Source organism: Actinomadura verrucosospora (genome assembly GCF_039540335.1).
Lineage (GTDB): Bacteria > Actinomycetota > Actinomycetes > Streptosporangiales > Streptosporangiaceae > Spirillospora > Spirillospora verrucosospora.
This window is the reverse complement of record NZ_BAABEV010000012.1, coordinates 145015-169498: the sequence shown is the minus strand read 5'-3', so window position 1 is coordinate 169498 and position 24484 is coordinate 145015. Positions and strand designations below refer to the sequence as shown.

18 protein-coding genes are annotated in these 24484 nt (G+C 72.1%); 14 read left to right on the top strand and 4 right to left on the bottom strand.

Annotated features, from left to right (window positions below):
• Positions 1-35: 35 nt before the first annotated feature.
• Positions 36-1514 (bottom strand): PucR family transcriptional regulator, encoded by a 1479-nt coding sequence (locus tag ABD944_RS16295; RefSeq protein WP_345177142.1) that lies wholly within the window; start codon positions 1512-1514, stop codon positions 36-38.
• A 119-nt stretch (positions 1515-1633) separates the two neighbouring features.
• Here ABD944_RS16295 and ABD944_RS16290 point away from each other — a divergent pair, with 119 nt between their 5' ends.
• The 7 genes from ABD944_RS16290 to ABD944_RS16260 are packed head-to-tail and all read left to right on the top strand — an operon-like array spanning position 1634 to position 9534.
• Positions 1634-2695 carry an S-methyl thiohydantoin desulfurase family protein gene (locus tag ABD944_RS16290; RefSeq protein ID WP_345177140.1) on the top strand — a complete coding sequence of 354 codons (1062 nt, stop codon included), beginning with the start codon at positions 1634-1636 and terminating at the stop codon, positions 2693-2695.
• Positions 2688-4262, top strand: coding sequence for a hydantoinase/oxoprolinase N-terminal domain-containing protein (locus ABD944_RS16285; RefSeq protein ID WP_345177137.1), 1575 nt, complete (start codon positions 2688-2690; stop codon positions 4260-4262). Before ABD944_RS16290 ends, ABD944_RS16285 begins: the two co-directional genes overlap by 8 nt.
• 48 nt (positions 4263-4310) lie before the next feature.
• A complete protein-coding gene (locus tag ABD944_RS16280; RefSeq protein ID WP_345177134.1) occupies positions 4311-5897 on the top strand; it encodes an ABC transporter substrate-binding protein in 1587 nt (528 codons plus the stop codon).
• 1 nt (position 5898) lies between these two features.
• Positions 5899-6915, top strand: a complete 1017-nt coding sequence (locus tag ABD944_RS16275; RefSeq protein ID WP_345177131.1) for an ABC transporter permease — start codon at positions 5899-5901, stop codon at positions 6913-6915.
• Positions 6912-7805 (top strand): ABC transporter permease, encoded by an 894-nt coding sequence (locus ABD944_RS16270; protein WP_185032556.1) that lies wholly within the window; start codon positions 6912-6914, stop codon positions 7803-7805. Before ABD944_RS16275 ends, ABD944_RS16270 begins: the two co-directional genes overlap by 4 nt.
• Positions 7802-8566, top strand: a complete 765-nt coding sequence (locus tag ABD944_RS16265; protein ID WP_345177126.1) for an ABC transporter ATP-binding protein — start codon at positions 7802-7804, stop codon at positions 8564-8566. Before ABD944_RS16270 ends, ABD944_RS16265 begins: the two co-directional genes overlap by 4 nt.
• A 2-nt stretch (positions 8567-8568) precedes the next feature.
• Entirely contained in the window at positions 8569-9534 is a 966-nt protein-coding gene (locus ABD944_RS16260) for an ABC transporter ATP-binding protein (RefSeq protein WP_345177124.1), read from the top strand.
• Positions 9535-9751: 217 nt separating this feature from the next.
• Here ABD944_RS16260 and ABD944_RS16255 read toward each other — a convergent pair whose 3' ends face one another.
• Both ABD944_RS16255 and ABD944_RS16250 read right to left on the bottom strand, forming a co-directional pair.
• The gene (locus tag ABD944_RS16255) at positions 9752-11065 is read right to left on the bottom strand and encodes a hypothetical protein (protein ID WP_345177122.1); all 1314 of its coding nucleotides are present in this window, start codon (positions 11063-11065) and stop codon (positions 9752-9754) included.
• Positions 11066-11958: 893 nt separating this feature from the next.
• Positions 11959-13581: a hypothetical protein gene (locus tag ABD944_RS16250; protein ID WP_345177120.1), complete on the bottom strand. Its 1623-nt coding sequence runs from the start codon at positions 13579-13581 to the stop codon at positions 11959-11961.
• 417 nt (positions 13582-13998) lie between these two features.
• Between ABD944_RS16250 and ABD944_RS16245 the strand changes: the two genes are divergently transcribed.
• The 7 genes from ABD944_RS16245 to ABD944_RS16215 all read left to right on the top strand — a co-directional run bounded on the left by ABD944_RS16245 (position 13999) and on the right by ABD944_RS16215 (position 23480).
• Positions 13999-15003 carry a trehalose-phosphatase gene (locus tag ABD944_RS16245; RefSeq protein ID WP_345177117.1) on the top strand — a complete coding sequence of 335 codons (1005 nt, stop codon included), beginning with the start codon at positions 13999-14001 and terminating at the stop codon, positions 15001-15003.
• Positions 15004-15174: 171 nt separating this feature from the next.
• Complete coding sequence (locus tag ABD944_RS16240; RefSeq protein ID WP_345177115.1) at positions 15175-16542, top strand: CAP domain-containing protein; 1368 nt, start codon at positions 15175-15177, stop codon at positions 16540-16542.
• 191 nt (positions 16543-16733) lie between these two features.
• Positions 16734-18059 (top strand): hypothetical protein, encoded by a 1326-nt coding sequence (locus ABD944_RS16235; protein ID WP_345177112.1) that lies wholly within the window; start codon positions 16734-16736, stop codon positions 18057-18059.
• A gap of 330 nt (positions 18060-18389) precedes the next feature.
• Entirely contained in the window at positions 18390-19457 is a 1068-nt protein-coding gene (locus tag ABD944_RS16230) for a DMT family transporter (protein ID WP_345177111.1), read from the top strand.
• 262 nt (positions 19458-19719) lie between these two features.
• Positions 19720-21096 (top strand): hypothetical protein, encoded by a 1377-nt coding sequence (locus ABD944_RS16225; protein WP_345177108.1) that lies wholly within the window; start codon positions 19720-19722, stop codon positions 21094-21096.
• Positions 21097-21374: 278 nt separating this feature from the next.
• Positions 21375-21989, top strand: coding sequence for a hypothetical protein (locus ABD944_RS16220; protein ID WP_345177105.1), 615 nt, complete (start codon positions 21375-21377; stop codon positions 21987-21989).
• A gap of 144 nt (positions 21990-22133) precedes the next feature.
• Complete coding sequence (locus ABD944_RS16215; protein WP_345177104.1) at positions 22134-23480, top strand: J domain-containing protein; 1347 nt, start codon at positions 22134-22136, stop codon at positions 23478-23480.
• 35 nt (positions 23481-23515) lie between these two features.
• On the opposite strand, the gene ABD944_RS16210 is transcribed toward ABD944_RS16215, so the two are convergent.
• Complete coding sequence (locus tag ABD944_RS16210) at positions 23516-24439, bottom strand: S16 family serine protease (protein WP_345177101.1); 924 nt, start codon at positions 24437-24439, stop codon at positions 23516-23518.
• Positions 24440-24484 lie beyond the last annotated feature (45 nt).

Genomic DNA, 24484 nt, shown 5'->3' with positions numbered 1-24484 from the left:
GCGGTTCTTTTGTTTCCGCGCGGCGGCGGCCCGGGTCAGTCGCGGAGGCGGACGCGGCAGGCCAGGTGCAGGGCGAACGCGGTGTCGGGGTCGGACAGGTCGGCGCCGAGCCTCTCGACGATCTTCCTGATCCGGTAGTTGACGGCGTTGGGGTGCAGCGCCAGCCGGGACGCGGCGGCCTTCAGCGAGCCGCGCGCGTCGAGGTAGGCGCCCAGCGTCGCGATGGCCTCGGCCGACCGCCCGGGGCCGAGCGCGTCGAGCGGGCGCAGCAGGTCGTCGACCACCCGGCGGCTGAGCGGCGAGGCGGCGATCTGGGCGAGCACCCGGTTGATGCCCGCGGCGTCGAAGGCGTGGACGAGTTCGCCGGAGCGGACGGCGATGGCCGCCGCGGCGCGGGCCTCCGTGGCCGACTGGCGCAGGCCCTCCACCCCCCGCTGCGGCGTCCCGATCCCGAAGCGCAGCACCGTGCCGGGATGCTCCTCGGCCACGGCCGCGCGCACGGCGTCGATCAGCCGCAGGGCGCGCGGCGGGCGGATCTCGGCCCGGGCGGTGCCGACCAGCACGATGTCGGCGGCGAGGCGGGCGAGGTTCCACGACTCGCCGGACGGCAGCTGGGCCTGGTGGGTGCGCAGGGTGAGGGTGTCGAACAGCCGCCGCCGCTCCGCGAGCTCGGCGGGGTCGGGGCCCGACGGCCGGTCCGGGGTCATCCAGATGACGGTGTGCAGGTCGTCCACGGCGAGGCCGAGCAGGCGGGCCCGGTCGGCCAGCGCCCCCGCCTGGGCACGCTCGCTGACGATCAGCTCGGTGAGGATGTCGGACCGGGTCTGGCCGGGCGCGGTCGCCCGCTCCAGCGCGTGCTGCCGCAGCCGGCCGATCGCGGCGGCCACGGCGGGCAGCACCAGCCGCACGGCGTCGTCGGGCGGTCCCGTCACGCCGCCCTGACGGCGGCCCGCCACCCAGATCGGCTCGGCGCCGGCCGGTCCCCCCGTCCCGTCGGTGGTCACCAGGGTCCGGCCGAGCACCGCCCCGACGCGTTCGAGCAGCGCGGCGACGCGGTCGCCCTCGGCGCTCCCGGTGGGCTCGCCGGCCTCCCGGACGATGCGCAGCGCCGCCTGCGCACGGGCGAGCGAGTCGGCGGCGTCGCCCCGGATGACCTGGCCGAGGTAGAGCACGACCTCGGCGACGTCGCAGTCCTCCTCGGCCGACAGCACGGCCAGCCTGGCCCGGTCGGCCAGCCGGGCCGCGGTGATCGGCAGCGTTCCGCAGCCGATGAGGACCAGCGCGGGCACGCCGCGCTCGGCGGCAGTCCGGACGGCGATGTCGAGCTCGTATCCGGCGGCCCGCGCGGCCGACCGTCCCGTCACGACGACCAGCGCCCCCTCCGGGGCCCGCTGGAGCCGCGCCAGGGCCTCGACCGCGGTCACGGAGGTGAGCGGCACGGCGTCGGCCGGGCCGGCGAGCAGGGTGAGGGGGATCCGGGAACCGGTCCCGACCAGGTCCGAGACGAAGGACACGCTCGCATTGTGCCATCGGCACAAACCCTCGCGGAACCTTGTGCCCTCCACCCTTCCGCCAGGTCAGAAGGTGGGACCATTCTTCCAGCATGCAGATGACACCTTCGAGGACCGGTCGCGTGACGCTCGACGACGTTCCGGCGCTCGCCCGCGGCTGCGCGATCCTGGGCACCGGGGGCGGCGGGGACGTCGAGACGGGCACGCTGACCGCGGTCCGGGCGATCGACGAGTACGGCGAGGTGCCGCTGATCCCGCTGTCGGAGGTGCCCGACGACAGCCTCGTCCTTCCGCTGTCGGGGATCGGAGCGCCCACCGTCGCCCACGAGATGCTGATGAGCGGCGAAGAGCCGCTGCTGATCCGGGACGAGGTCGAGCGGATCCTCGGCCGCCCGGTGGCCGCGGTGATGGCCTGCGAGATCGGCGGCTCCAACGGCGTCGGGCCGGTCGGCTGGGCGGCGCGGCTCGGTCTGCCGCTCGTCGACGCCGACGGGATGGGACGGGCGTTCCCCGAGGTCCAGATGGTCTCGATGTACGTGGCGGGACGGCCGGTGAACCTCGTCGTCCTGGCCGACGTGCAGGGCAACGTCACCACGGTGCGCCCGATCGACGGGCTGTGGTCCGAGCGCATCTCCCGCGCGGTCTGCGTCGCCAGCGGGGCGTCGGCGCTGATGGCCGACTACGTGCTGACCGGCGCGCAGGCGCGGGGCGCGGTCATCGAGGGAACGGTGAGCAAGGCCCTGGCGATCGGCCACGCGATGAAGGACGGCGCCGACCCGCTCGGCGCCCTGTGCGCGACGCTGGACGCCAGCGTGCTGATCACCGGAAAAGTGATCGACGTCGAGCGGCGGACCGGCGGCGGGTTCGTGCGCGGCAGCCTGGTCGTCGACGGCACCGGCGACGACCGCGGCCGGCTGCTCCGCGTGGAGATCCAGAACGAGAACCTGATCGCGCTGGAGGACGGCCGGCCGCGCGCCTGCGTCCCCGACCTGATCACCGTGGTGGACGCGCAGACCGCCGGCGCCATCTCCACCGAGTCGCTGCGCTACGGACAGCGAGTGGCGGTGCTGTCCTGGCCCTGCGACCCGATCTGGCGGACCGAGCGCGGTCTCGCCACGGCCGGCCCGCGGGCGTTCGGCTACGACATCGACTACACGCCCGTGGAGGAGCTCAACCATGGCTGACCGTACGTCCGGCGGCACCGTCGCCCGCGACCTGCGCATCGGTGTCGACGTCGGCGGCACCAACACCGACGCGGTCGTCCTCAGCGCCAAGGGCGAGGTCCTCGCCAGGACGAAGCAGGCGACCAGCGCCGACGTCAGCTCGGGCCTGCACGCGGCGCTGACCGCGGTGCTGGACCAGCTCGGCGACGACGTCCGGCGGGTGGGCCGGGTCATGCTCGGCACCACGCACGCCACCAACGCGATCCTGGAGCGGCGCGGGCTCGGCAAGGTGGCCGCGATCCGGCTCGGCGGGCCGGCGACCACCTCGGTCCCCCCGGCGCAGTCCTGGCCGGCCGACCTGTCGGCGGCGATCACCGCGCGCACCGCCGTGCTCCCCGGCGGCCACTACGTCGACGGCCGGCCGATCTCCAAGCTCGACCCCGGCGCGCTGCGCGCCGTCCTCGCCGACGTCGCCGGGGAGGCCGACGCGATCGCGCTGACGAGCGTGTTCAGCCCCGCCTTCGCCGACCAGGAGCTGGAGGCGGCGGAGATCGCCCGGGACGAGCTCGGCGACGCGGTGCCCATCTCGATGAGCCATGAGATCGGCACGCTCGGGCTGCTGGAGCGCGAGAACGCCACGATCCTCAACGCCGCCCTCTACCGGGTCATCAGCGCCGTCTGGGACGGGCTCCAGCACACGCTGGCCGAGCGCGGCCTGGACGTCACCACCTACTTCGCGCAGAACGACGGCACGCTGATGGCCATCGACTACGCCGTCCGGTACCCGGTGCTGACGATCGGATCGGGCCCGGCCAACTCCATCCGGGGCGCCGCGTTCCTGTCCGGCCTCACCGACGCGATCATCGCGGACGTGGGCGGCACGTCGACCGACTTCGGCGTGCTGTACGCCGGCTTCCCCCGGGAGTCGTCCGCGGGCGTCGAGATCGGCGGGGTGCGGACCAACTTCCGGATGCCCGACATCCTCGCGCTCGCGCTCGGCGGCGGCACCGTCATCGGGCCGGACGGGTCGGTCGGGCCGCAGTCGGTCGGCTACCGGATCACCGAGAAGGCGCTGACCTTCGGCGGCGACACCCCCACCATGACCGACGCGGGCGCGCTGGCCGGCCGGGGCGCGCCGGCCGGCTCGCCGATCCCCGAGCGGCTGCGCGGCGCGCTCGGCTCGGCGGTGGAGACCGCCGACCGGATGCTGGCCGACGCCGTCGACCGGATGACCCTCGGCAAGACCGACCAGCCGCTGGTCGCGGTGGGCGGCGGATCGTTCCTGATCCCCGACGCCCTGGCCGGCGTCGCCGAGGTGATCCGTCCCGCGCACGGAGACATCGCCAACGCCGTCGGCGCGGCGATCGCCATGGTCAGCGGGACCATCGAGACCATCATCCCGGCCGGCGAGGGCCGCAGGGAGGCCATCGCCGAGGCGTCCGACGTCGCCGGACGCCGGGCCGTGCAGGCCGGAGCCGATCCGGCCGGAGTGGAGGTCGTGGAGATCACCGAAGTACCGATGAGTTATCTGCCCGAACCCGCGTTGCGGCTGCGGGTGAAGGCCGCCGGCCCGCTCGGCAACCTCTAGCCCGGCCCCACTCCCCCTGTCCGGTCCCCCCTGCAAGGAGATCCCGTCATGACCTGGCGCATAAGATCACTGGCGCTCGCGGCGGCTGTCGCCGTGGCCGTCACCGGCTGCTCGGGCGGAGCCGTCCGCAAGACGGCCTCCACGTCCAGCACGTTCGTCTACTCGTTCAACCTCAACGTCGTCACCGACTGGGATCCCGCGACCTCGTACTCCAACGAGATCATCGCGATGCAGAACGTCTACGAGTCGCTGACGCGGTACAACACCAAGGCCAAGAAGGTCGAGCCGCGGCTGGCGACCAAGTGGGCCTCGTCCGACGGCGGCAAGAAGTGGACGTTCACCCTGCGGGAGGGCGTGAAGTTCCACACCGGCACCGCGCTGACCTCCAGCGTCGCCAAGGCCGCGATCGAGCGGACGATGAAGATGAAGGGCGGCGCGGCCTACATCTGGGAACCGGTGAAGAAGATCGAGACGCCGGACCCGCAGACGCTGGTGTTCGAGCTGAAGTACGCGGCGCCGCTCGACCTGGTCTCCTCCTCCGGCTACGCCTCCTACATCTACGACACGAAGGCTCCCGGCGGCGGCGACCTGAAGGACTACGTCGCGAAGGGCCACGACACGGGCAGCGGCCCGTACACCGTCGCCTCCTGGAACAAGGGGCAGGAGGCCGAGGTCCGGCTGGGCCAGTTCAAGGACTACTGGGGCGGCTGGAAGGGCTCGCACTACACCAGTGTCGAGTTCCGCAACACCCCGCAGGTCACCACCGCGTGGCAGCAGTTGCAGGCCGGTGACGTCACCTACGTGCACCGGCTGAACCCGCAGCTGTTCGCCCAGGCGAAGGGGATGAAGAGCCTCAAGACCGACTCGGTGCCCTCGTTCCAGAACCTCATGGCGTTCTTCAACACCGAGGCCGGCCCGCTGAAGGACGTCAAGCTCCGCAAGGCGGTCCAGGCGGCGATCGACTACAACGGCCTCGTGTCGACGCTCAAGGGCTCCGGAACCGCCGCCAGCGGCGTCGTCCCGGACGGGCTCACCGGCGCCACGCCGGGTCTGGCCGGACGCCAGGACACCGCGGCGGCGACGCGGCTGCTGAACGAGGCCGGGTACGGTCCGGGCAAGAAGTCGCTGACGCTCGACCTCACCTACGCGCAGGGCGACGACGACCAGCAGAAGTTCGTGACGCTGCTCAGCTCCGCGCTCAAGGGCCTGAACGTCAAGCTCCAGGCGAAGCCGATGCAGTGGGACGCCCAGTGGGACCGTGCCAAGAGCAAGGACGCGGCGAAGCGCCAGGACGTCTTCGTCATGTACTGGTACCCGGACTACCCGGACGCCTACAGCTGGTTCCTGAACCTGTTCCGCTCGGCCGACCCGGTCAACTTCAACCTCACCTACCTCGACGACTCCGCCGTCGACGGTGAGATCGACAAGCTGCCGGAGCTGACCGCCACGAACCGGTCCGCGGCGGAGGCGTCGTACGCGTCGCTCCAGCGCAAGCTCCTGGTCGACCAGGCCGTCGCCGCGCCGCTGTTCGTCCAGCAGTACCAGCGGGCGTACTCGGCGGACGTCGACGGCTACACCGACGACCCGGCGTATCCGAACGTCGTGTTCGCCCACGAGCTCAGCCCGGCCGCGTGACATGACCCGCTACCTGCTTCGACGCCTGGCACAGGCCGCGTTCGTCGTCGCCGGTGTCGTGGTGCTCACCTTCGTGGTGATGCGGCTGGTCCCCGGGGACCCGGCGGTGACCTACGCCGGGCCCCGGGCCTCCGCCGCCGAGCTCGCCCGGACCCGCGCGGAACTCGGCCTGGACGACACGCTGCCCGTCCAGCTCTGGGACTACCTCACCTCGCTGGTCCAGGGCGACTGGGGAATCAGCCTGCACACCCGCCAGGACGTGCTCGGCGACATCTCCACCGCCTTCCCCGCCTCGCTGGAACTGGTCGGCACCGGGGTCATCATCGCGGTCCTGGTGGGCATCCCGCTCGGGGTGCTCGCCGCCCGGTTCCGGGGCCGGCCGGCCGACGGGTCCATCCGGATCACCTCGATGGCGGGCGTGTCGGTGCCGGTCTTCCTGCTGGCGCTCTTCGCGCAGAACGTCTTCGCCACCAAGCTGGGCTGGCTCCCCGTCGCCGGCGAGTACGACCCCAGGCTGGACGGCACCAGCCCGCTGCACCTGTACACCAACATCACGGCGGTGGACGCGCTGATCACCGGGAACTGGCCGATCCTCGGCAGCACGCTGGCGCACCTGGTGCTGCCCGCGGCCGCGATCGCGGCCTACCCGACCGGCGTGGTCGCCCAGATGACGCGCGCCGCGCTCATCGAGGAGTCCACGCAGAACCACGCGCGGCTGGAACGGGCCCTCGGCTTCACCCGGTGGCAGGTGCTGACGCGGTTCTCGCTGCGTCCGGCGCTCAGCCCGGTGCTGGCGCTGCTGGCGCTGGTGTTCGCCTTCTCGCTGGTGAACGCCTTCCTGGTCGAGGCCATCTTCAACTGGCCGGGGCTCGGCCGGTACGCCGCCGACTCGATCCGCTCGTCCGACGCCCCCGCCATCGCGGGCGTCACCATCGCGATCGCGTTCACCTACGTCGTCGTCAACCTGCTGGTGGACCTCGCGCAGGCCGCCATCGACCCGCGGGTGAGGATCAGATGACCGCTCTCGACACCGCCCCCGCCGCGCCCCTGCGGGACCGGCCCGTGCACCGGGTGCTGCGGGCGGCCCGCACCGACCGGCTGGCCGCCGTCGGCGCCGTGGTCCTCGCGCTGATCGTCCTCGCGGCGCTCGCGGCCCCGCTGCTGGCGCCCTACCCGGGCGACGGCACCGACGCGACCCATCCGGCCGAGGCGCTGCGGGCGCCCGGCGCCGAGCACTGGTTCGGGACGGACGGGGTCGGCCGCGACATGCTCACCCGGGTGCTCTACGGGGCGCGCACCTCGCTGACGATCGCCGTCTCCGTGCTCGCGCTGTCCGCCGTGATCGGCGTGCTGCTCGGCGTCGTCGCCGGCTACGCGGGCGGGATCGTCCGGGACGTGATCATGCGGATCACCGACGTGTTCCTGGCCTTTCCGGCGCTGCTGCTGTCGGTGGCGCTGGCGCTCGTGCTGCACCCGGGGACGCAGGGGGCGATCATCGCCATCACGGCCTCCTGGTGGCCCTGGTACGCCCGGATGAGCGCGGTCGCCGCGACCTCCATCAGGTCGCGCGGCTTCATCGACGCGGCCCGCTGCCTCGGCGGGTCCCGGACGCGGATCGTGCTGCGGCACGTCCTGCCCAACTCACTGACCCCCGTCCTGGTCCAGTTGTCCCTGGACGCGGGCGGGGTCATCCTCACCGCCGCGGCGCTGTCCTTCCTCGGCCTCGGGCCGCAGGAGCCCACCGCGGAATGGGGGCTGATGGTCCAGCAGGGGCAGAGCCTGTTCACCACCAACTGGTGGGTGGTCGCCTTCCCCGGTCTGGCCATCGTGATCACGGCGTTCTGCTTCAACGTGCTCGGCGAGGGCATGCGAGCCGCCCTCGACCCCCGGCGGGAGGTCACCCGATGAAACCGGTGCTCACTGCGGAGAACCTGCGGGTGCGGGCCGGCGACCTGCTGCTGGCCTCGCTCGACGAGCTGAGCGTCGGCCCCGGCGAGTGCGCCGCGATCGTCGGCGAGAGCGGATCGGGCAAGACGACCGCGCTGAACGCGATGCTCGGGCTGACCGACGGGCTGCGGGTCAGCGGGAAGATCGTCGTCAACGGCACCGACGTCGTGACGGCGGACGAGCGCACGCTGTCGAAGATGCGCGGCTCGGTGATCGCCCTGGTCAGCCAGAGCCCGCAGGCGTCCCTCAACCCCACGATGCGGCTCGGGGCACTGCTCAAGCGGGTGCTCGCCCGGCACGGCCTGCGCGGCGCCGAGGCCCGCGAGCGGACCGAGGAGGCGCTGCGCAGCGTCCTGCTCGACCCGGGGCTGCTGCGCCGCTACCCGCACCAGGTCTCCGGCGGCCAGGCGCAGCGCTTCGCCATCGCGATGGCCGTGGCCCTGCGCGCCGACGTCATCCTCGCCGACGAGCCCACCAGCGCACTGGACGTCACCGTGCAGGCCGCCGTCCTGGACCTGCTGGCCCGGTTGCGCGACGAGCACGGCATCGCCCTGGTCTTCGTCTCGCACGACCTGGCCGTCGTGTCCGGCATCGCCGACCACGTCGTCGTCATGCGGCAGGGCCACGTGGTCGAGGCGGGACCGGCCTCCGACGTCCTGCACAGCCCCTCCGCCGCCTACACCCGGGAACTGCTCGACGCAGTCCCCGCGATCGGGGAGTGACCATGCTCAGCGCGGACGACCTCACGGTCAGCTACGACCGGACCCCGGTGGTCCGCGGCGTCTCCCTCACGGTGCCGGAGGGCTCCGGCGGGGTCGCCGTCATCGGGGAGAGCGGATCCGGCAAGACCACCATCGCGCGGGCGCTGCTCGGTCTGGTCAAGCCCGAGCAGGGCCGGGTGCTGTTCCGCGACCGCGACATCGCCCGGCTCGACCGGGCGGGGCGGGCGCTCTACCGGTCCGAGGTCCAGCCGGTGTTCCAGGACGGCAGCGAGGCCCTCGACCCCCGGATGCGCATCGGCGCCTCGATCTCCGAGGCGCTGCGGGTCCGGCGGCGCCGCGCCGGCGGCGAGCCCGCGGGGAAGGACGGGGACCTCCCGTCGGTGACGGAGCTGCTCACCGACGTCGGCCTCGATCCTTCCCTCGCCGGGCGCCGGCCCCACCAGCTGTCCGGCGGGCAGCGGCAGCGCGTGGTCATCGCGCGGGCGCTCGCGGTCGACCCGCGGCTGCTCGTCCTGGACGAGCCGACCAGCGCCCTCGACGTCACCGTGCAGGCCCACGTGCTGGACCTGCTGGCGGGGCTGCGGGACGAGCACGGGCTGAGCTACCTGCTGATCACCCACAACCTGGCCATCGTCGACCGGCTCTGCGACACCGTGCACGTCCTGTTCGCCGGGCGGATCGTGGAGTCCGGCCCCATCGGCACGGTGCTCGGCACCCCGGCCCACCCCTACACCGCCGCGCTGCGCGACGCGGTCCCCCGGCTGGGCGCGACGCACCGGGCCGCCGGCGCCTCGGACGCGCTGGCCGCCGCCGAGGGCTGCCCGTTCCGGCACCGCTGCCCGATCGCGGTCGACCGGTGCGCCACCGAGGACCCGCGGCTGCTGCCGCTCACCGACGGGCACAGCGTCGCCTGCCACGAGGCCGTCCCGGCCAAGACCGACGAACCCCGGACCGGCGCCGACGTGTGAAAGAAAAGGGACGGCGGGAGGACTGGTCCTCCCGCCGTCGGGTCGGAAGCGCGGCGCTGGCCGGCGTCGCGCTGGATGGACTTCACGGTTCGGGGGCGCGGGTTGGCCGGCCCGGCCCCGGACCGTGTTCAGAATGCGGAGAAGGCAGTCTCCGCACCCCTGCTCCGCTTGTAGGGCGGTAGGCGCCCCCCTGTCAGGGGGACGCGTCTGCCGTCGGCTAGGAAGACGGCGTGGTGGGAGCCTTCTCCCGAGCGAGACGGACCTCCTCCTCGGCCGTCCTGACCGCTGCCTCGGCGGCGTCCCGCTGAGCCGCGGCGGTCTCCGCGTGGGTCGCGGCCCTCTCCGCCTCGGTCCGGGTCTTCGCCGCCGCGGTCTGCGCCTTCTTCGCGTCGGCGCGAGCCTTCACGAGCCGGGCTTCGGCGACCCTGCGCTCGGCCTGGAGGACGGCCTGCTCGCAGGCCCCGTACTCCTGGGTCAGCCTTTCCAGCGTCTCCAGGATCTTGCCGCGCTCCTCCAGAGCGTGCTGCAGGACGGCCTCGGGGGTGGCCGACGACAGCTCGATGAGCGGTGCGTGGGTCCGGTCCCTGAGGCTGAAGCTCATCTGGGCGACCGCTGCCGCGGCCACCGTGATGACGACGACCCCGGCCCACTGGATCGGGATCAGCCGCGTGTCGAGGAAGGCCAGCCCGACGAGGGTGGCGATCAGCGGACTCGCGGTGAGGAACACCGAGTACACGGCGTCGCCCGCGAGTTCCCTCGCCGGCATCTGGATGATGCGGGGCAGGGTGTTGTTCAGCAGCCCCACCAGCATCGCCCAGAGGACGAGCTGCCAGTTCAGGAAGGTGAGGCCCCCGGTGAGCATGACGATGCCGCCGGCGAGCACGCCGACGGACAGCGTCGACCAGGCGATCACCTTCTCCGTGTAGTACCGGCCCGCGCCCTTGATGAGGCGGTCGGTGACGGGGAGGTACAGGGTCCGCAGGCCGCCCGCGCCGAGGGCGCAGATCACGCCGAGCAGGTAGCCGCTTCCGGGAGCCGGCCCGTCCTGCTGGACGAGCAGGACCACGCCGACCGCGGCCGCCGCCGCGAAGAGCGTGAGGAGGGCGGCGCGTCCCCTGCTCCCGCTCCTGAACCCCGCGATGACGGGGATGAGAAGCGGGACGGTGTAGTAGATCCCTCCGGTGACGCTGAAGGGGATGAACAGCAGGGCCGAGAACAGCAGCGCCTTGTCGCCGCCGATCACCCCGAACGTCATCAGGGACAGGATCCGCCGCGACCGCGCCGGCATCTCGGTGGCCGGCCGGTCGTCTCCGCCCTTCCCCGAGATCTTCCAGAAGAAGACGCGGAGCAGGAGCAGCAGACCGCCGAAGGTCGCCTCCAGCGCCGTCGCCTGGTGCATCTGCAGACCGTTCGCGCCGATCAGCCGCTCGTCGAGGAGCGCCTTGCCGGACGCCGAGCTGAGCCGGTCCGCGCCTCCGAGCGCCACCCCGAGCCAGGGGTACCGCCTGCTTTCAGATTTCTTGTTTGTCATTTCCGAGAACTCCTCGTGTGAGGCGCACACAAAGAGAACCGGTCGTGACCCGGCTCCCTTTGTCGCACCGAAGAACGGATACGACTCCGTAGAGCCAGGTCGTGTTCAACGATCTTCGGACATGCCGACTCAGCTGCGGAGACCTGGAGGTTGACGCGGGGTGAACAGGCTCTTACGAAACGCTCGTGACGCCATTTCCGGCGTTAGGCTGCAATGGCGCGGGCCCTCCTTCGAAAGCGGCGGCGTCGTGAACCGCCGCCGAGGGCGCGCAGAAACGGCGGGAGGCCCTCCGGAAGAACTCCCCGGAGGCTCCCGCCGTTTTTCTCGGGCACAGGGGCGAGGGCCACGGCCGGACGGCGGCGAACCGGCTCCGGAAAAGAAGAACGGCCGGTCTGGGGAGACCGGCCGTTGAGGTTGGTGGCCGTCCGGGGTTTCCCCCGGACGGCCACCGAGAAGCGGAGGGGAGTGGCGCTCCCTCCCGCTCGATGCTGAGGTCGGAGGCGGCCAGCCGCCGACCCTCGCATGAGATTCCGTGCCGCACTCGGCTCGGACACGTACGGTTCGTCGGATTCGACGGAGGGTTGGCCGACCCTCGTCTCATCCGACTGCACCGAGGTGCCCGCCAGGCGGACGCCACAGTTTCGCCGGATGCGAAGGAGGGTGGCCGACCCTCACCTCGCACCCGACTCGCCGTGACGTCTGCCGAGGCCGACGCTGCGGTTCACCGAAGTGCGGAGGAGGGTTGGCCGACCCTCGCTCCACACTCGGCTGACCGCGGCGTCTGCCGAGGCCGACACCACGTTTCGCCGAATGCGAGAGAGGGTTGGCCGGCCCTCACCTCGCATCCGCTTCCACGCGGTGCCGGTTCAGGCCGGAAATCTCGGGCGGCGGCTCTACTCGGCGCTCGGAGCGCCGATCGAGTCGCCGTAGGCCACCCGCTCGATCCGGTAGTTCCCGTCGGGGTCGGCCTGCACGGCCTCGCCTCCCAGGAACCGGAACTCACGGCCGTCGCACCTGACGACGCCGCTGTCGACCCGGCCGCCCGTGAAGCTCCCGTCGTTGCCGACGGAGGCCTCCTGGACGCCCTTGGTCTCGATCACGACGCCGTCGCTCTCGACGGTGAGCCCGCCGGCGCGCTGGAAACGGATCCCGTCCCGCGTGCCGACCAGGCCCGTGACCTCGCTGTACTTGACCGACTTGGCGCCGTTGGCCGCGGGGGGCTGGGCCTCCGCGTTCCTGGCGTCGAGCTCGGCCTGGAGCCGCTGGCGCTCGGCGTCGGCCTCGCGCAGCTTGGCCTCCGTCTCACGCACCTTGGTGTCCGCCTCCTGGTACAGGCGGGTCGCCTCGGCGCACCTGTCGTTCGCCTGCCCGGCCTCGGTGATCAGCCCGGTGATCCGGGTGTTCGCCTCGGTGAGCTGGCCCCACACGTACGCCAGTTCGGTGTCCTTCTGGTCGAGCTTGGCGTGGACGGCGACGTCGATCCCCGCCGCGAGGGCGGCTCCGAAGACCATCCACATGCCGACCCACTGCCCGCCGTCGAGCGACGGGGTGTTGGCCCAGCCGATGAAGGACAGCAGGAGCGCCGCGAAGGCACCCGCGATGGGGGCCGTCGAGGAGAGCATCGCCTGCTCGGTCTCCTGCAGGTGGTTCCGGGCCCAGTTCATGAGCAGGACCGGGAGGAACATCACGCAGAGCGGGATCAGCGCGTAGAGCGCCGGCACCGGCAGCAGCGCACCCGCGAACTTGTCCGGGGTGGGGAAGCTGTGGTTCAGCAGCGCCCACGGAACGATGAGGCCGAGCGTGATGCAGTTCGCGAGCGTCATGCCGACGTCCCGGTACCGCTGGCTCAGCTCCTTGTTCACCTTGTCGTCCTCGAACGCCTCGGTGCCGAAGGCCGTCAGCGCCTTCTGGACCATGAACATGTGCAGACCGACGACGCCGGCCCACACGAGCCCGCGGGTCTCGATGTTCCCGCCGTTGCTGAACAGCGCGACCGCGAAGACGATCGAACCGAACAGCATGAACCGCAGGACCACCTGGTTCCACCGGCGGGGCTGCCAGACCACGAAGGTCAGGACGCCCGCCAGCAGCGTGCCCAGCGTCTGGACGGCGGTCCGGGGGCCGGTGCCGATGATGCTGTCGGCCTCGGCGATCCCGATGTTGATGCCCAGGCTGGTCAGCCCGATGACACCGACGAAGACCCACCTGAGCGCCGCCGCGTCGACGGTGAACCCGCCCCTGCGCAGCGTCTTGAAGATCGTCGTCTCCTCCTGCCCGAAGGTGCCCATGCTGAACATGGAGCGCCCGTAGCGCCGGTACGCGAGGCTCGTGTAGCCGAAGAGGAGGGGCGTCCCGCCGAGGACGATGAGGGTGGCCGCCGCCAACGGGACGGAACCCGTGGTGAGCGCGCCTCCCACGCCCTGGAGGAACATGGCGATGAGCAGCGCCGTCGCCGCCCGCCTCCGGAGGGGGCTGGGACCGTGGCCGGTTCCAGCCACAGCGATTTTCGTGGACACGATTGGTCCCTTCCTGTGCATTGCGTGCCGCCCGGCGCGAAGCCGGGCGGTTGTTGTGTCTCGCCTGCCCTGAGGGCCTGCGAGCCCGACTGATGAGTCGGCTCTGTTAACCGTCCTGAAGCACGGCACCACGGCAACCCGAACCTCCTCACGAACCGGCGCAGGCACCGTGCCGCCGGGCTTCCGGGGCGTTCGGCATTCGCGCCGTCGTCCGCCGGACGGGATCCGACTTGCGCCCCGCGCCTGGTCAGGGACGGTCTGAGCTGAGAGCGCCTCTGGTTCGCCAGGGCGGTCTCATCCGAGTGGCGTCGCGGACGCCACAGAACCAAAGAACATGGGAAAGGAGTGTGCCCTGTGCGTAAAAGGGCGCGCGAAGCCTCGGAACCTCGAGGCTTCAATAACACCGTCGTAAGGGCGGTGCTGCGGGTGGTTCAGTTCTTCCTGGGCCTCACCCGCCCGATGCGGGACGCCGACGGCATGGCCTGCTTCACCGTCAGGACGGCGGCGGGGCGGATCGCGCTAACCGAGATCCTGCGGAACATCCGGCGGACCATCCTGCTGGTGGACCTCGACGGATCCTTCTGGGACCCGGTGAGGTGGCCGAGGACGCCGCTCGTCCTCTGCCAGATCCCCCGGCTGTTCTCCCGTCTCGGGAGGAGCCGGCTGTTCATGATGGCCTACCTGACCGGGCGGGCGTCGGAGCAGCTCCGGTCCTTCGGGATGCTCGTCCGGGGCGTCGTGGCCTGGTGCCAGTTCGGCGCCGAAAGGTGGCAGGCCGGCCGGCAGGTCGACCTGGTGCCGGTTCCGCCCGGCCTCGCGACGGCGATCTCGGCGCTGGACGGCACGACGTACAGCGTTGAGCGCAAGACCCACGCGGTCGCCGTTCACTGGACGGCCGCCGACGACGACGTGGCGGTCGGGCAGCTGCTCGCCCGCCAGCAGTCCCTGGCCGAGGAGCACCGTCTGGCGTACCACCCGGGCAACCTGGTGGTCGAGCTCAGCCCCCTGGGCATGAGCAAGAAGGTGTCGGCCGCCTGCTTCGCCCGGCAGTTCCTGCCGGCCGAGGTGATCGAGGGGTTCGTCCGGGGCTTCGACCCGGTCGAGCAGGAGGTCTACGAGCAGATCTGGGCGTCTCTGGAGGCGTCCGGTTCCGAGCTCGTGCCCTCCCTGCAGAGCCCCTACTTCATCTTCGTGGGAGACAGCGCGCCCGACCTGGGCGTCTTCCTCCTGTTCGACTACCTGCGAGGGCTGGGCATCCCCGTCCTCAAGGTGGCCGTGAAGGGCCACAAGCCCCTCGAAGACCTGGCCGACATCGTCGTGGACGGGCCGGCCGGCGCACTCCAGTTCGTCCGCGAGCTGGAGCTCCACACCGCGCCCTGGTGGCTGCGGTTCCTGCGGCGTAGCCTCGGCCACGCCGCCTGAGTTGGTCCCCGCCTAGGCGGGGACCAGGCCCCCGGACGCGATGTCCGGGGGTCACTCGTTTGCCGCTTCGCCCCGGCTTCGTACGGTCTTGGACGAACCCTTGTGTTCGCTCGGCGCGGTCGTCCGGCACCTCCCCTTCGTGCGGACGGCCTCTTCTGACGGGGGTAGGCGATGCGCGATCTGATGGCCGGGGGGAATCTGGCGCTGCCCGGCGGTGCGATCTCGATCGAGGTTCCGGGGCCGTTCGACCTGTCCGCGCTGATCACCGGTGACGACCGGAAGGTGAGCGGCGACAACGACTTCGTCTTCTACAACCAGCCCTCCGCTCCGGGCGCCCGCCTGGGGGCCGGAGCCGTCATGGTGGATCCGGCGCGGCTGCGGGCCGGGGCCAGCCGGGTCACGGTGGTCATCAGCGCGGCCGATCCCGGGACTCCGCTGAGCCGCCTGCCCGCCCCCGCGCTGCGGGCCGTCGGGAGCGACGGCGCGGTGGTGGCCCGGTTCAGCCCGCCGCGCCCGGCGACGGAGACCGTCCTGCTGCTCGTGGAGATCTACCGGCGCGGGGACCAGTGGAAGCTGCGCGCCATCGGCCAGGGGTACGCCGACGGCCTGGCCGGGCTCGCCCGCGACTTCGGCGTCGACGTCACCGACGACGGTTCCCAGGCTCCTCCCCCGCCACCGGTCATGCCTCCCCCGCCGCCGGTCGCGCCGCCTCCGGCCGTCTCCCGCCGCCCCGCCCTGCCGCCGGTCTCCGTCGGGCATCTGGACGCCTTCGCCCGCGAGGTCAACTTCCGGCGCGGCCGGAGCGGGCTGCCGCCCGTCACGCTGGACGGACGGCTCACCGCGGCCGCGCAGGCGCACGCCGCCGTGATGGCCGCGCAGCGCCGGCTCGACGCCGACGGACCGGACGGCATGTCGGTCTTCGACCAGGTCACCCAGCACGGCTACGTCTATCTGACCATCGACGAGCAGTTCGTGTCCGGTCCGCGCTCGCTGGAGGAGTTCACGCAGTACCACCTGGACGGCGGACGGCCGGTGGACGCCCTGCGCAACGGGGAGCTCTGCAACGTCGGCATAGGCCAGGCCGCCGGAAGGGGCCGCGACCGCGACCTCTACTGGACGATCCTGTGGGCGACGCCGTTCTCCCCGGCCGGCCGGTCGCGCTTCGCCGCCGAGGTCGTCTCCCTCACCAACGCCCACCGCGCCTCCCACGGGCTCCGGCCGCTCGCCGACAACCCGCGGCTGACCGCGGCCGCCCAGGCGTACAGCGAGGACATGGCCGTCCGCCGCTTCTACTCCCACACCTCCCCGGAGGGCACGCAGCCCTGGGACCGCGCCCGCGCGGCGGGCTCCACGCACCTCGGCATCGGCGAGAACATCGCGTGCGGCCAGCGCTCCCCCGCCGAAGTCGTCCAGGGCTGGATGGACAGTCCCGGGCACCGCGCCAACATCCTCAAGCCCGACTTCACCCATATCGGGGTCGGCTTCCAAGGGGGCGGAACGGCGGGCACCTACTGGACGCAGCTCTTCGGTTCCGTCTAGGCGCTTCCCGCCTCACGTCTCCGTCCCGCCTCGCCTTTCCGTCCCGCCTCGCGTCCTCGTCCCGCTGACGGCTTCGGCGACATTGCCGGACGCGTCGAGCACGACACGGTCATCTTTGCCCGGTCCTCGGACCGGGCCGTCCGCACGAAGCGTGCGGGCGAGCGACGACAAAGAAGAAGGAGGGATGACCTATGTCATTCCCGCTCAGACGCTACATCGTGGAGGCCCCGGAGGGGCCGGAGCAGGTGCTCAGGAAGTTCGCGATGGAGGCGGGTGAGACCCACGCCGGCCTGCGGCGCGAGGTCGGCGGGCCGGGCCGGCCGCTGACGGGCGCCTCGTCGGAGGCGTGCCGCCGGTTCGAGACCCTGATAGACGGGCTCGGCTTGCTCGGCGTCTTCCCCCAGCCCGAGGCGGTCGTCCGCACCGCGACCGGTCCGGACCATCTCGCCCACGCGGGATATCGCAGCGGCGGGGACGACGTGAAGCACTGGTGGATCGGCGGCGACCTCGACCACGCGTTGAAGACCGCACCCAAGGTCATCACGCTCCTGGTGGGCGCCGGCAGCCTGCGCGGCCGGCGGCGTCCGGTGGCGCGGATGTCGACGTCCGGGGTCCCGCTGGAGTCACTGGCCTCCGGGTGGTTCCTGGCGTTGATGGACGACCGCGTGGATTCCATCGTCTTCGAGCCCGGAGGCACTCTGCTGGGGACGTGGGAAGCGCTCTGGCTCTTCGCCGGGAGTGTCGCGAAGCTGGTTCACACCCTGCCCGACGGGATCGAGGTGCGAGTCCTGTTTCGCGTTCCCGCCGAGGAGGACTGGCTACCGCTGCTCCCCGCCCTGGTCCAGGACCGCGTCCTGCCCGAACTGTGCGAAAGCTGGTTCCGGAGGACGAGGCGAAACCGCCATCTCCTGCAGGAACGGTTCACCCGAATCCTCGGAGAGATGCTGGGCGAGCACCAGGGCCGGGTGCGGGTGGCCGCCTACGACGCGCTTCACGACATCGGGCACCGGCTCCAATCGGCCGTCGCCCGGGGCGAGAGGCCGTCGGAACTCGGCCTTCGCGGCGAGTTGTCCAAGACGGAAGGACTCTGGAAGTTCGTCCTGGACCCGGACATCCAGCAGGCGGTCTGGAGCGGACTCGACGCCGAGCGGCGGTTCGCTCCAGAGGATCTGCCCGATCTGAACGGCCACACCGGACTCGTCAACGCGGCCGACGTCGTCAACCTGCTGACCTATGGCAGGGACGGCCTGGCCATCGTGGTCGACGAGGCGAGCGCCGCGCGCAGCACGATCGGCCTGGCCGACCGCTTCGCGCGGCTCCACCCGGACGGGGCGGCACGGATGATGGCGATCGGACCGCTGGGCGAGATCCTCGGCGAGACGCCGGAGCCGTGCGGTCCCTTCAGCCTGTTCCGGGGGAAGGCCGGCCACATGGTCGTCCGCGACCCCGGCGGGCCCTCGAAGGGCGAACGGGTGCCGACCGGCGACCTGTTCGAAGAGCTCTACTTCGTGCGATGACCGCACCGGAGTGAGCCCGACCCGGTGCCCCGGTGGGGCGGCTGCAAGCCGTCCCCACCGGGGCACTTCCGTGTGCCGGGCGGAGAGGAGCCATCCTCCCCGCCGTCCTCGTTTCTCCGGTCCGCCTGCCGGAGTTGCCTCTGATGACGGCCTCGACACGGTCGTCAGTGCGTGGCTCGGCCACGCCGTTCCGAAAAGGCTCGGGACGTGCCACCGGTTCTCACGACCGGGTGCGCGTCCGGGCCTTCCAGGTCAGGACGCGCATCGGGTTCACGGAACCACGAACGCGCCCCGGCTCGGTCCGGGACGTACACAAAGGAGAGATGGCCAATGGCCGGTTTCATCGACCGCCTCGGCAGGACGCCGGGAGCGGGGCTCGTGATCACCTTGATCGTGTTCTACGCCCTCATCGGCGGGGACGCGGTCAACGGCCTCGTCATCGACGAGGCATCGCCCCTGGTGGCAGCCGTCATGGCGGGCGTCTTCGGCACCATCCCCCTCGTCCTCCTCGCGGAGCGCTCCGCGCTCATCCGGCGGGGCAGGCGGCGGCTGCTGCGGGAGCTCAACGCGGGAACGCTGATCAACCGCATGGCGGTCAGCAACACCTTCGTGATCCCGCTCACGCTGCTGTCCCTCCAGCGGCTGGAGGCGCTGGGGACCGTCGTCGCGCTCATGTGGACCGGTCCGCTGGCGGTGGCGATCTGGAAGATGGCGACCGACAGCCCCCGCAGGCTCTCGGGTCTGCTGTGGCTCCCCCTGGCGACGCCCGGGATGCTGCTCGTGACCCGTCCCTGGGAGGGGCACGCCGACTTCCTGGGTGTGCTGTTCGCACTCGGGGCCGCGGCGTGCTACGGCAACTTCCTCCTCACCTACGACCGGCTAGGGAAGGCGCTCGGCGACCGCGTCAACGTCGCGATCGCCGAGTCCATGATGCGGTCGACGGCCGCGCTGGCCGCGCTGACGGCGATCGTGATCACCGCGTCCGCCGCGCTCGGCCGGACGGTTCCGGGCATCACGCCCGGCCCCGACTGGCACAGCTGGCGGGTGGTCGGCCTCACCTTCCTGTCCGGGCTGCTGACGGGGTTCGTCGCCCAGGTCGGACAGAACCTGATCTTCGGGCGGCGCCTCATGAAGGCCGCCACGTTCTCGGTTCTGACCGCCGTGGAGCCGACGGTGGCCCTGACGCTGGACTGGGTGGTGCTCGGGCACTCCCCGACCCGCCTGGACGCCATCGGCGCCATCCTCGTCACCGCGGCGGGGGCAGGCTGCTTCTACCAGCTCGAGGTCGGCGGCAAGCCGCTGGCCCCGCTGGTCACCTGGTCGCGACGTCGAGCGACCGCCGTGATGGCGGTCCTGCGGCGCCGCGACCGCGGCGGGAAGGGCGACCTCTCCGCCTGAAGTGGGCAGGCGGCCGTCTGACGGCCGCCTGCCACCCCTGAGGCGGGAACGGAGCACTGCTCCGTTCCCGCCTCTTCCCGTCTCTCCAGGTCACCGATCTTCTGTTACCTCGGTTACACGGCCGTCATTTCGATTTTCACTTGCCGATCCGTGTTCGACCAGCACAGTCAACTGTGCGTGGCTCAACCACGTGAGTGGCTTCCGAGCCGCGCCGTCCGGACTCAGTCCCGGGCGCAGTACAACCCAAAAGGAGGTGTGCCATATGGCACGCCCGGACTCCGGCGGTCTCATCCGCTGGGCAACAGAGTCGGACCCCGACGGGCCCGACTCGTCCCGCATCACCCCCGTCCACCTCGGACGGGAGCGCGCCCTGATCACGCCGAACTGGTTGTGGTCGCCCGAGCCGGTGAAGGGTGCTCTCGGGCACCTGGACTTCGGCGCGGGCAAGATCACGACCAAGGCCGGCCGGAAGGTCGGGGACCTCGTGAGGGGTCTCCAGCTGACGGTCGACCCGGGCACCGTCGCGGACGAGAGCGTCGTCTACGAACTCCGGTTCAGGAAGGACGGCTCCGCGTACGTGCAGGGGGCCTACGCCGGCTTCAAGCTCGGCAACGCCTTCGACCACGTGCTCATCCTCGGCGAACCGGACAAGGCCCTGGCCGACAGGCCGGAGATCGTGTCCGTCGTCATGGGTGGCTGCAACGGCAGCAGCAGGGCCACCATCTCTACCGACCCGGAAGGCCGGCGGACCTCGTTCCAGCTCGGCTCTCACGGCGCGGAAGGGAACGTGGGCGAGTTCATCACCTCGGCCGGATTCGTCCGGGAGCTCTCCTTCTACGAGGAGAACCTCGCGCGCCTGGCGGCCACCTTCGCCGGAAACGTGATGGCGCACGCACCGGAGAACCTCCGGTGCCCCAAGGTGATCGACGTGCCGCAGAGGGCCTACTGGACCTACCTGCTCCCGGCCATGCAGCAGGAGCAGACCTCGGCCAGGGCCTATCAGCGGTGGTGCGAGGAAGCCACCAGGCGATGCCGACAGGGAAGCGACCGCACCATGGAGATCCTTCGGGAGGTCCAGGGTGACCGGTTCGACCCGGCGGACATCGTCGACCGTGACGAACTCGCACCGCTCGACGAGGTCCTGGTGGGCATGAAGCCGGGGCGCCACGCCCCGAGCCTCCAGGTCCTGGTGGACACGATGCGGAACTCGGGGGACGAACTCTGGAACCTGATCCTCGACCCGGAACTCCGGACGAAGGTCAAGTTCGCGGGCAAGTACCTCGAACCGGAACTCCGCACGGTCCAGGAACTGTGCGGAGCCTCCTACGTGGTGGCGGTGCTCCGGCAGATGCTGGTGGGCGCCGTCATGTCGGTCAACGACTACGTGGAACAGACCATCGAGCACTTCGTGCAGGAGTGGACCAGGGTCCTCACCGAGCACGGCAAGCTCACGTTCCGCGGCGGTTCGTTCGCCGTCTACCCCTTCTCGCACTTCGTCCCCCTCGAGCAGGGGGCCGTCATGTACCGCAGTGACCCGGGACGTGTCGTGTCGGTCAACGACCGGCTCGGCATCTCGGGGCTCTACCACGGGATGTGGGTCGACCCGGTCGACCTGCTCCCGGAGAGCTACCTGCGGTAGTCGCCTAGCGGCCACCGAAGGGAACCACCGTCTCCGGTGGAGCGGCCACGGCCGTTTCACCGGAGGCACCCACGCTTCCTCCTGCCGGAGGAAGTGAGCACACCGGTGCCCCGGTGGGGACGGCTGACGCCGTTCCCACCGGGGCATTCCGTTTTCCGGCCGCGTGGTCGGCCCCCTCGTGGGGGCGGTTGCCGTTTCCCGTCCACTTCGCACGGTCGTCATTGCCTGCCGAGTCCTCGGGACCGGCAGATCCCGTCTCAACGGAAAGCGAGAACAGAATGTCCAAAACCGAATCAACCCGGGCACGTAGGGCCCGGGTCCTGTCGGCCGCACTGGCGTGGGTCTTCGTCGCGGCGACCGTGCTCCACGTCCCCACGGGGCGGACCCTCCAGGGCGTGCACATCGCCTTCAGCGTGATCACGGCGGCGACCGGCGTCACCGCCCTGCTCTTCCTGCTGGCGCTGCGCCTCCCGTGGCTCCGCGAGCGCGCGGACGTCCCGCGGGTCAAGGAGATCGAACTCCTCGCGAGCTGGACGAACTACCGCAAGGAGATCCTCCGTCTCGCGTTCTACCCCACCGTGGCCGTGTTCCTGCTGCTGTGGGCGTTCGACGCGGTGGTCGTGCCGTTCATCGTCTGCGTGATCCTGCTCTACATCGGGACCGCGCAGACGGTCCAGTCCCTGCGCCGGACGTGGCGCGGGTATCACCACCCCGTGCTCGGCGCGGCGATCGGGGGCCTCTTCACCGCCTCCTTCAGCCTGACGGGCGTGGGCGCCATGGCCCTGACCACGTTCCCGGCCTGGCAGGTCGTCATCCCCTGCGTCATCGCGGGGGTCGCCACGTTCGCCGCCACGATGATCACCCTCTGGGCGGTCCCCGCGGCGGAGGACTGACCGCGCGCTGCGAGGCGCACCCAGTGAGCCGGGCGGGGAGGAGCCGTTCTCCCCGCCCGTCTTCGCTCACCGCCGGCTCCCGGCCAGCCGCGGGGCGGGAACAGCGGACGGTCGGGAGGGACGACCGATGACGAGTGGGATGCGATGAGAAGCGATCAGCCGGACTACTACGAACTCCTCGGCGTGGAGCGGACCGCGACGCCGGAGGAGATCACGCGGGCGTACCGCAGGGCGATGCGCGCGGTGCATCCCGACGCCAGCGGCACCTCCGGCCTGTTCCGGCTGGTCAAGACGGCGTACGACACGTTGAAGGACCCGGCGTCCCGCGCCGCGTACGACGCTCGCGGCCGGACGGCCCCGCCCGAGCCGCCTCCCTCCCGGCCGGAACCCGACCCGGCCCCCGATCCCGAGCCGCGGCCGGGGCCAGGTCCGAGGCCGGGGGCGGAGAGCGGGGGACGGCGGGAAGGCGCGGGATCCGGAGGCCCTTCCGGCACCCCGCCGCCCGGTCCCTCCTTCACGAAGCCGCAGGCGCCCCCGCCCGGTTCCGCCCCGCGCGTCCGCCCCCGGTTCGGCTCCCACTGGTACCGGGTGGCGGCCGTCGCCGCATGGACGGTGGTGTTCCTGGTCGCGGTGTTCGCGCTGTGGCCCGCGGGGCTTCCGCTCGGGTTCCTCCTCCTGGTGGCCTTCCCCGTGGTCGCCATGCCGCTCATCGCGCTGGAGCCCACGCTGCGGTCCCTGTCCTGGCTCTGGGCCGTGTGCGTGCTGACGTTCGCCGGGGGCGCCGTGCTCGCCGCCGCCGAGACGAAGGGCGGCGCCTTCTGGACGCTCTGCGGCGTGCTGCTGGGGCTCGCCGTGGGGGGCGCGGGACTGGCCGCGGCGCCGCACCTCGTCCGGAAGGGCCGCGAGCTGGACCGGCTGATCGCCCCCGAGTCGCTCGACTACCAGATCTTCAACGTGCCCGGGGCGGGGCTCGACCACGACCTCTCCCGGCAGGTGGTGGCGCGGGAGAGCGCCGCCGGGCTGGAGCGGCTCGCCCGGCTCGACGGGGTCCGGATCGTGCACGCGCTCACGGCGCCGCGGCCGTCCGGGCAGGCGGTGCACTATGTCGAGCACGTCGTGCTGCGGGGCGACCGGCTCGCCGTCGTCATGGCCCGCCGCTGGCCCGCCGGGGCCTACGCCTGGACGGGCAAGGGCGCGCTCACGGCCATCGGGCGCCCGTTCCCCGGCGGCGACACCGGCATCGGCGCCGCGGTGAAGGAGATCCGCAAGGTGGTGCCGCGCCGCGTGCGGGTGCGCGGGTTCGTCGCCGTGCTTCCGGACGATCCCGTGCGGTCGTCCCAGGCACGGTTCCCCGAGCCCGAGTACGGCGACCTGCTCGCGGGCTCCCTGGAGCAGGTCAGCGAGCGGATCGCGGCCTGGCTCGGGGAGAGCGACCCCGTCGTCGACCGGCGCGTGCTCGCCGCGCTGCTGCCCCACCTCCGCCGCCCCTGAGCGGTCCCGCCTCCGCCGTCCCGGCAAGCCGGGCTTCAGCAGATCGGAGCGCGGCCTCCGTCGGCGCAGAGCCGCTCGACGGCCTCCGACACCGTGCGGACCGGCACGACCCGCAGGCGGGTGCCCTCGGCCGCCGCGACCGCGGCGGACCGCTGCCAGATCGGCACGAGGAACACGTCCATGCGCGCCTCGACCGCCGCGCGCACCTTCTCGGGGACGTCGCCGACGCCGGTCACGGTCCCGCCGAGTCCGATCGCGCCGGTCCCGGCGACGCGGCGCCCGCCGGTCAGGTCGCCCGGGGTGAGCGCGTCGAGGCGGGCCAGCGCCAGGATGAGCCCCGCCGACGGCCCCTCCACCGGGCCGAGGGGGTAGGCGGTGACCGAGACGGTGGGGCCTGCCACCGTCCCGGCGAGCCGGCCGACGGGGATCCGCCGGACCTCGGCGCTGCCCCACGCGTCGCCGGACAGGTGCGGGACGACGAGCACGTGCACGGTGGCGCGCCCGGCGACCGCCGTCTCCAGGTCGGCCGGTGCGCGCAGCGGGGTCAGACCGTCGGCGGTGCCCGCCGCCAGGAGGACGTCGCCGGGGCGCAGGCCGCTTCCGGCGGCCGCCCCGCCGACCGCGCTCACCTGCAGGCCGGCGGCGCTCACCGGTGCCCGCCCGGCGGCGAGCTGGGCGGCGACCAGCGCGGCATGCGTCTGCGCGGTGCTCATCGCGTCGGCGCCCGGCGCCGGAGCGGCGCCGGCGCCGCGGCCCGGCCCCGCGTCCCGGACCAGGCGTTCCCCGGTGAGTTCGGCCTTCCCCCACTGGAACCAGTTGCTGCGCTGCACGCGGGCCGTCAGGACCGACCAGGACCCGCCCTCCGGGCGGCCGATCTGGATCGCCGGCCCGGGACCGACCCGGTTGTACGGCGAACCGCTCATCCCGAAGACGCTCAGGACGACGACGGCAGCGACCACGCCGTACAGCACACGGCGCCCTGCCGGCACCTCGGCCTGTTTCCT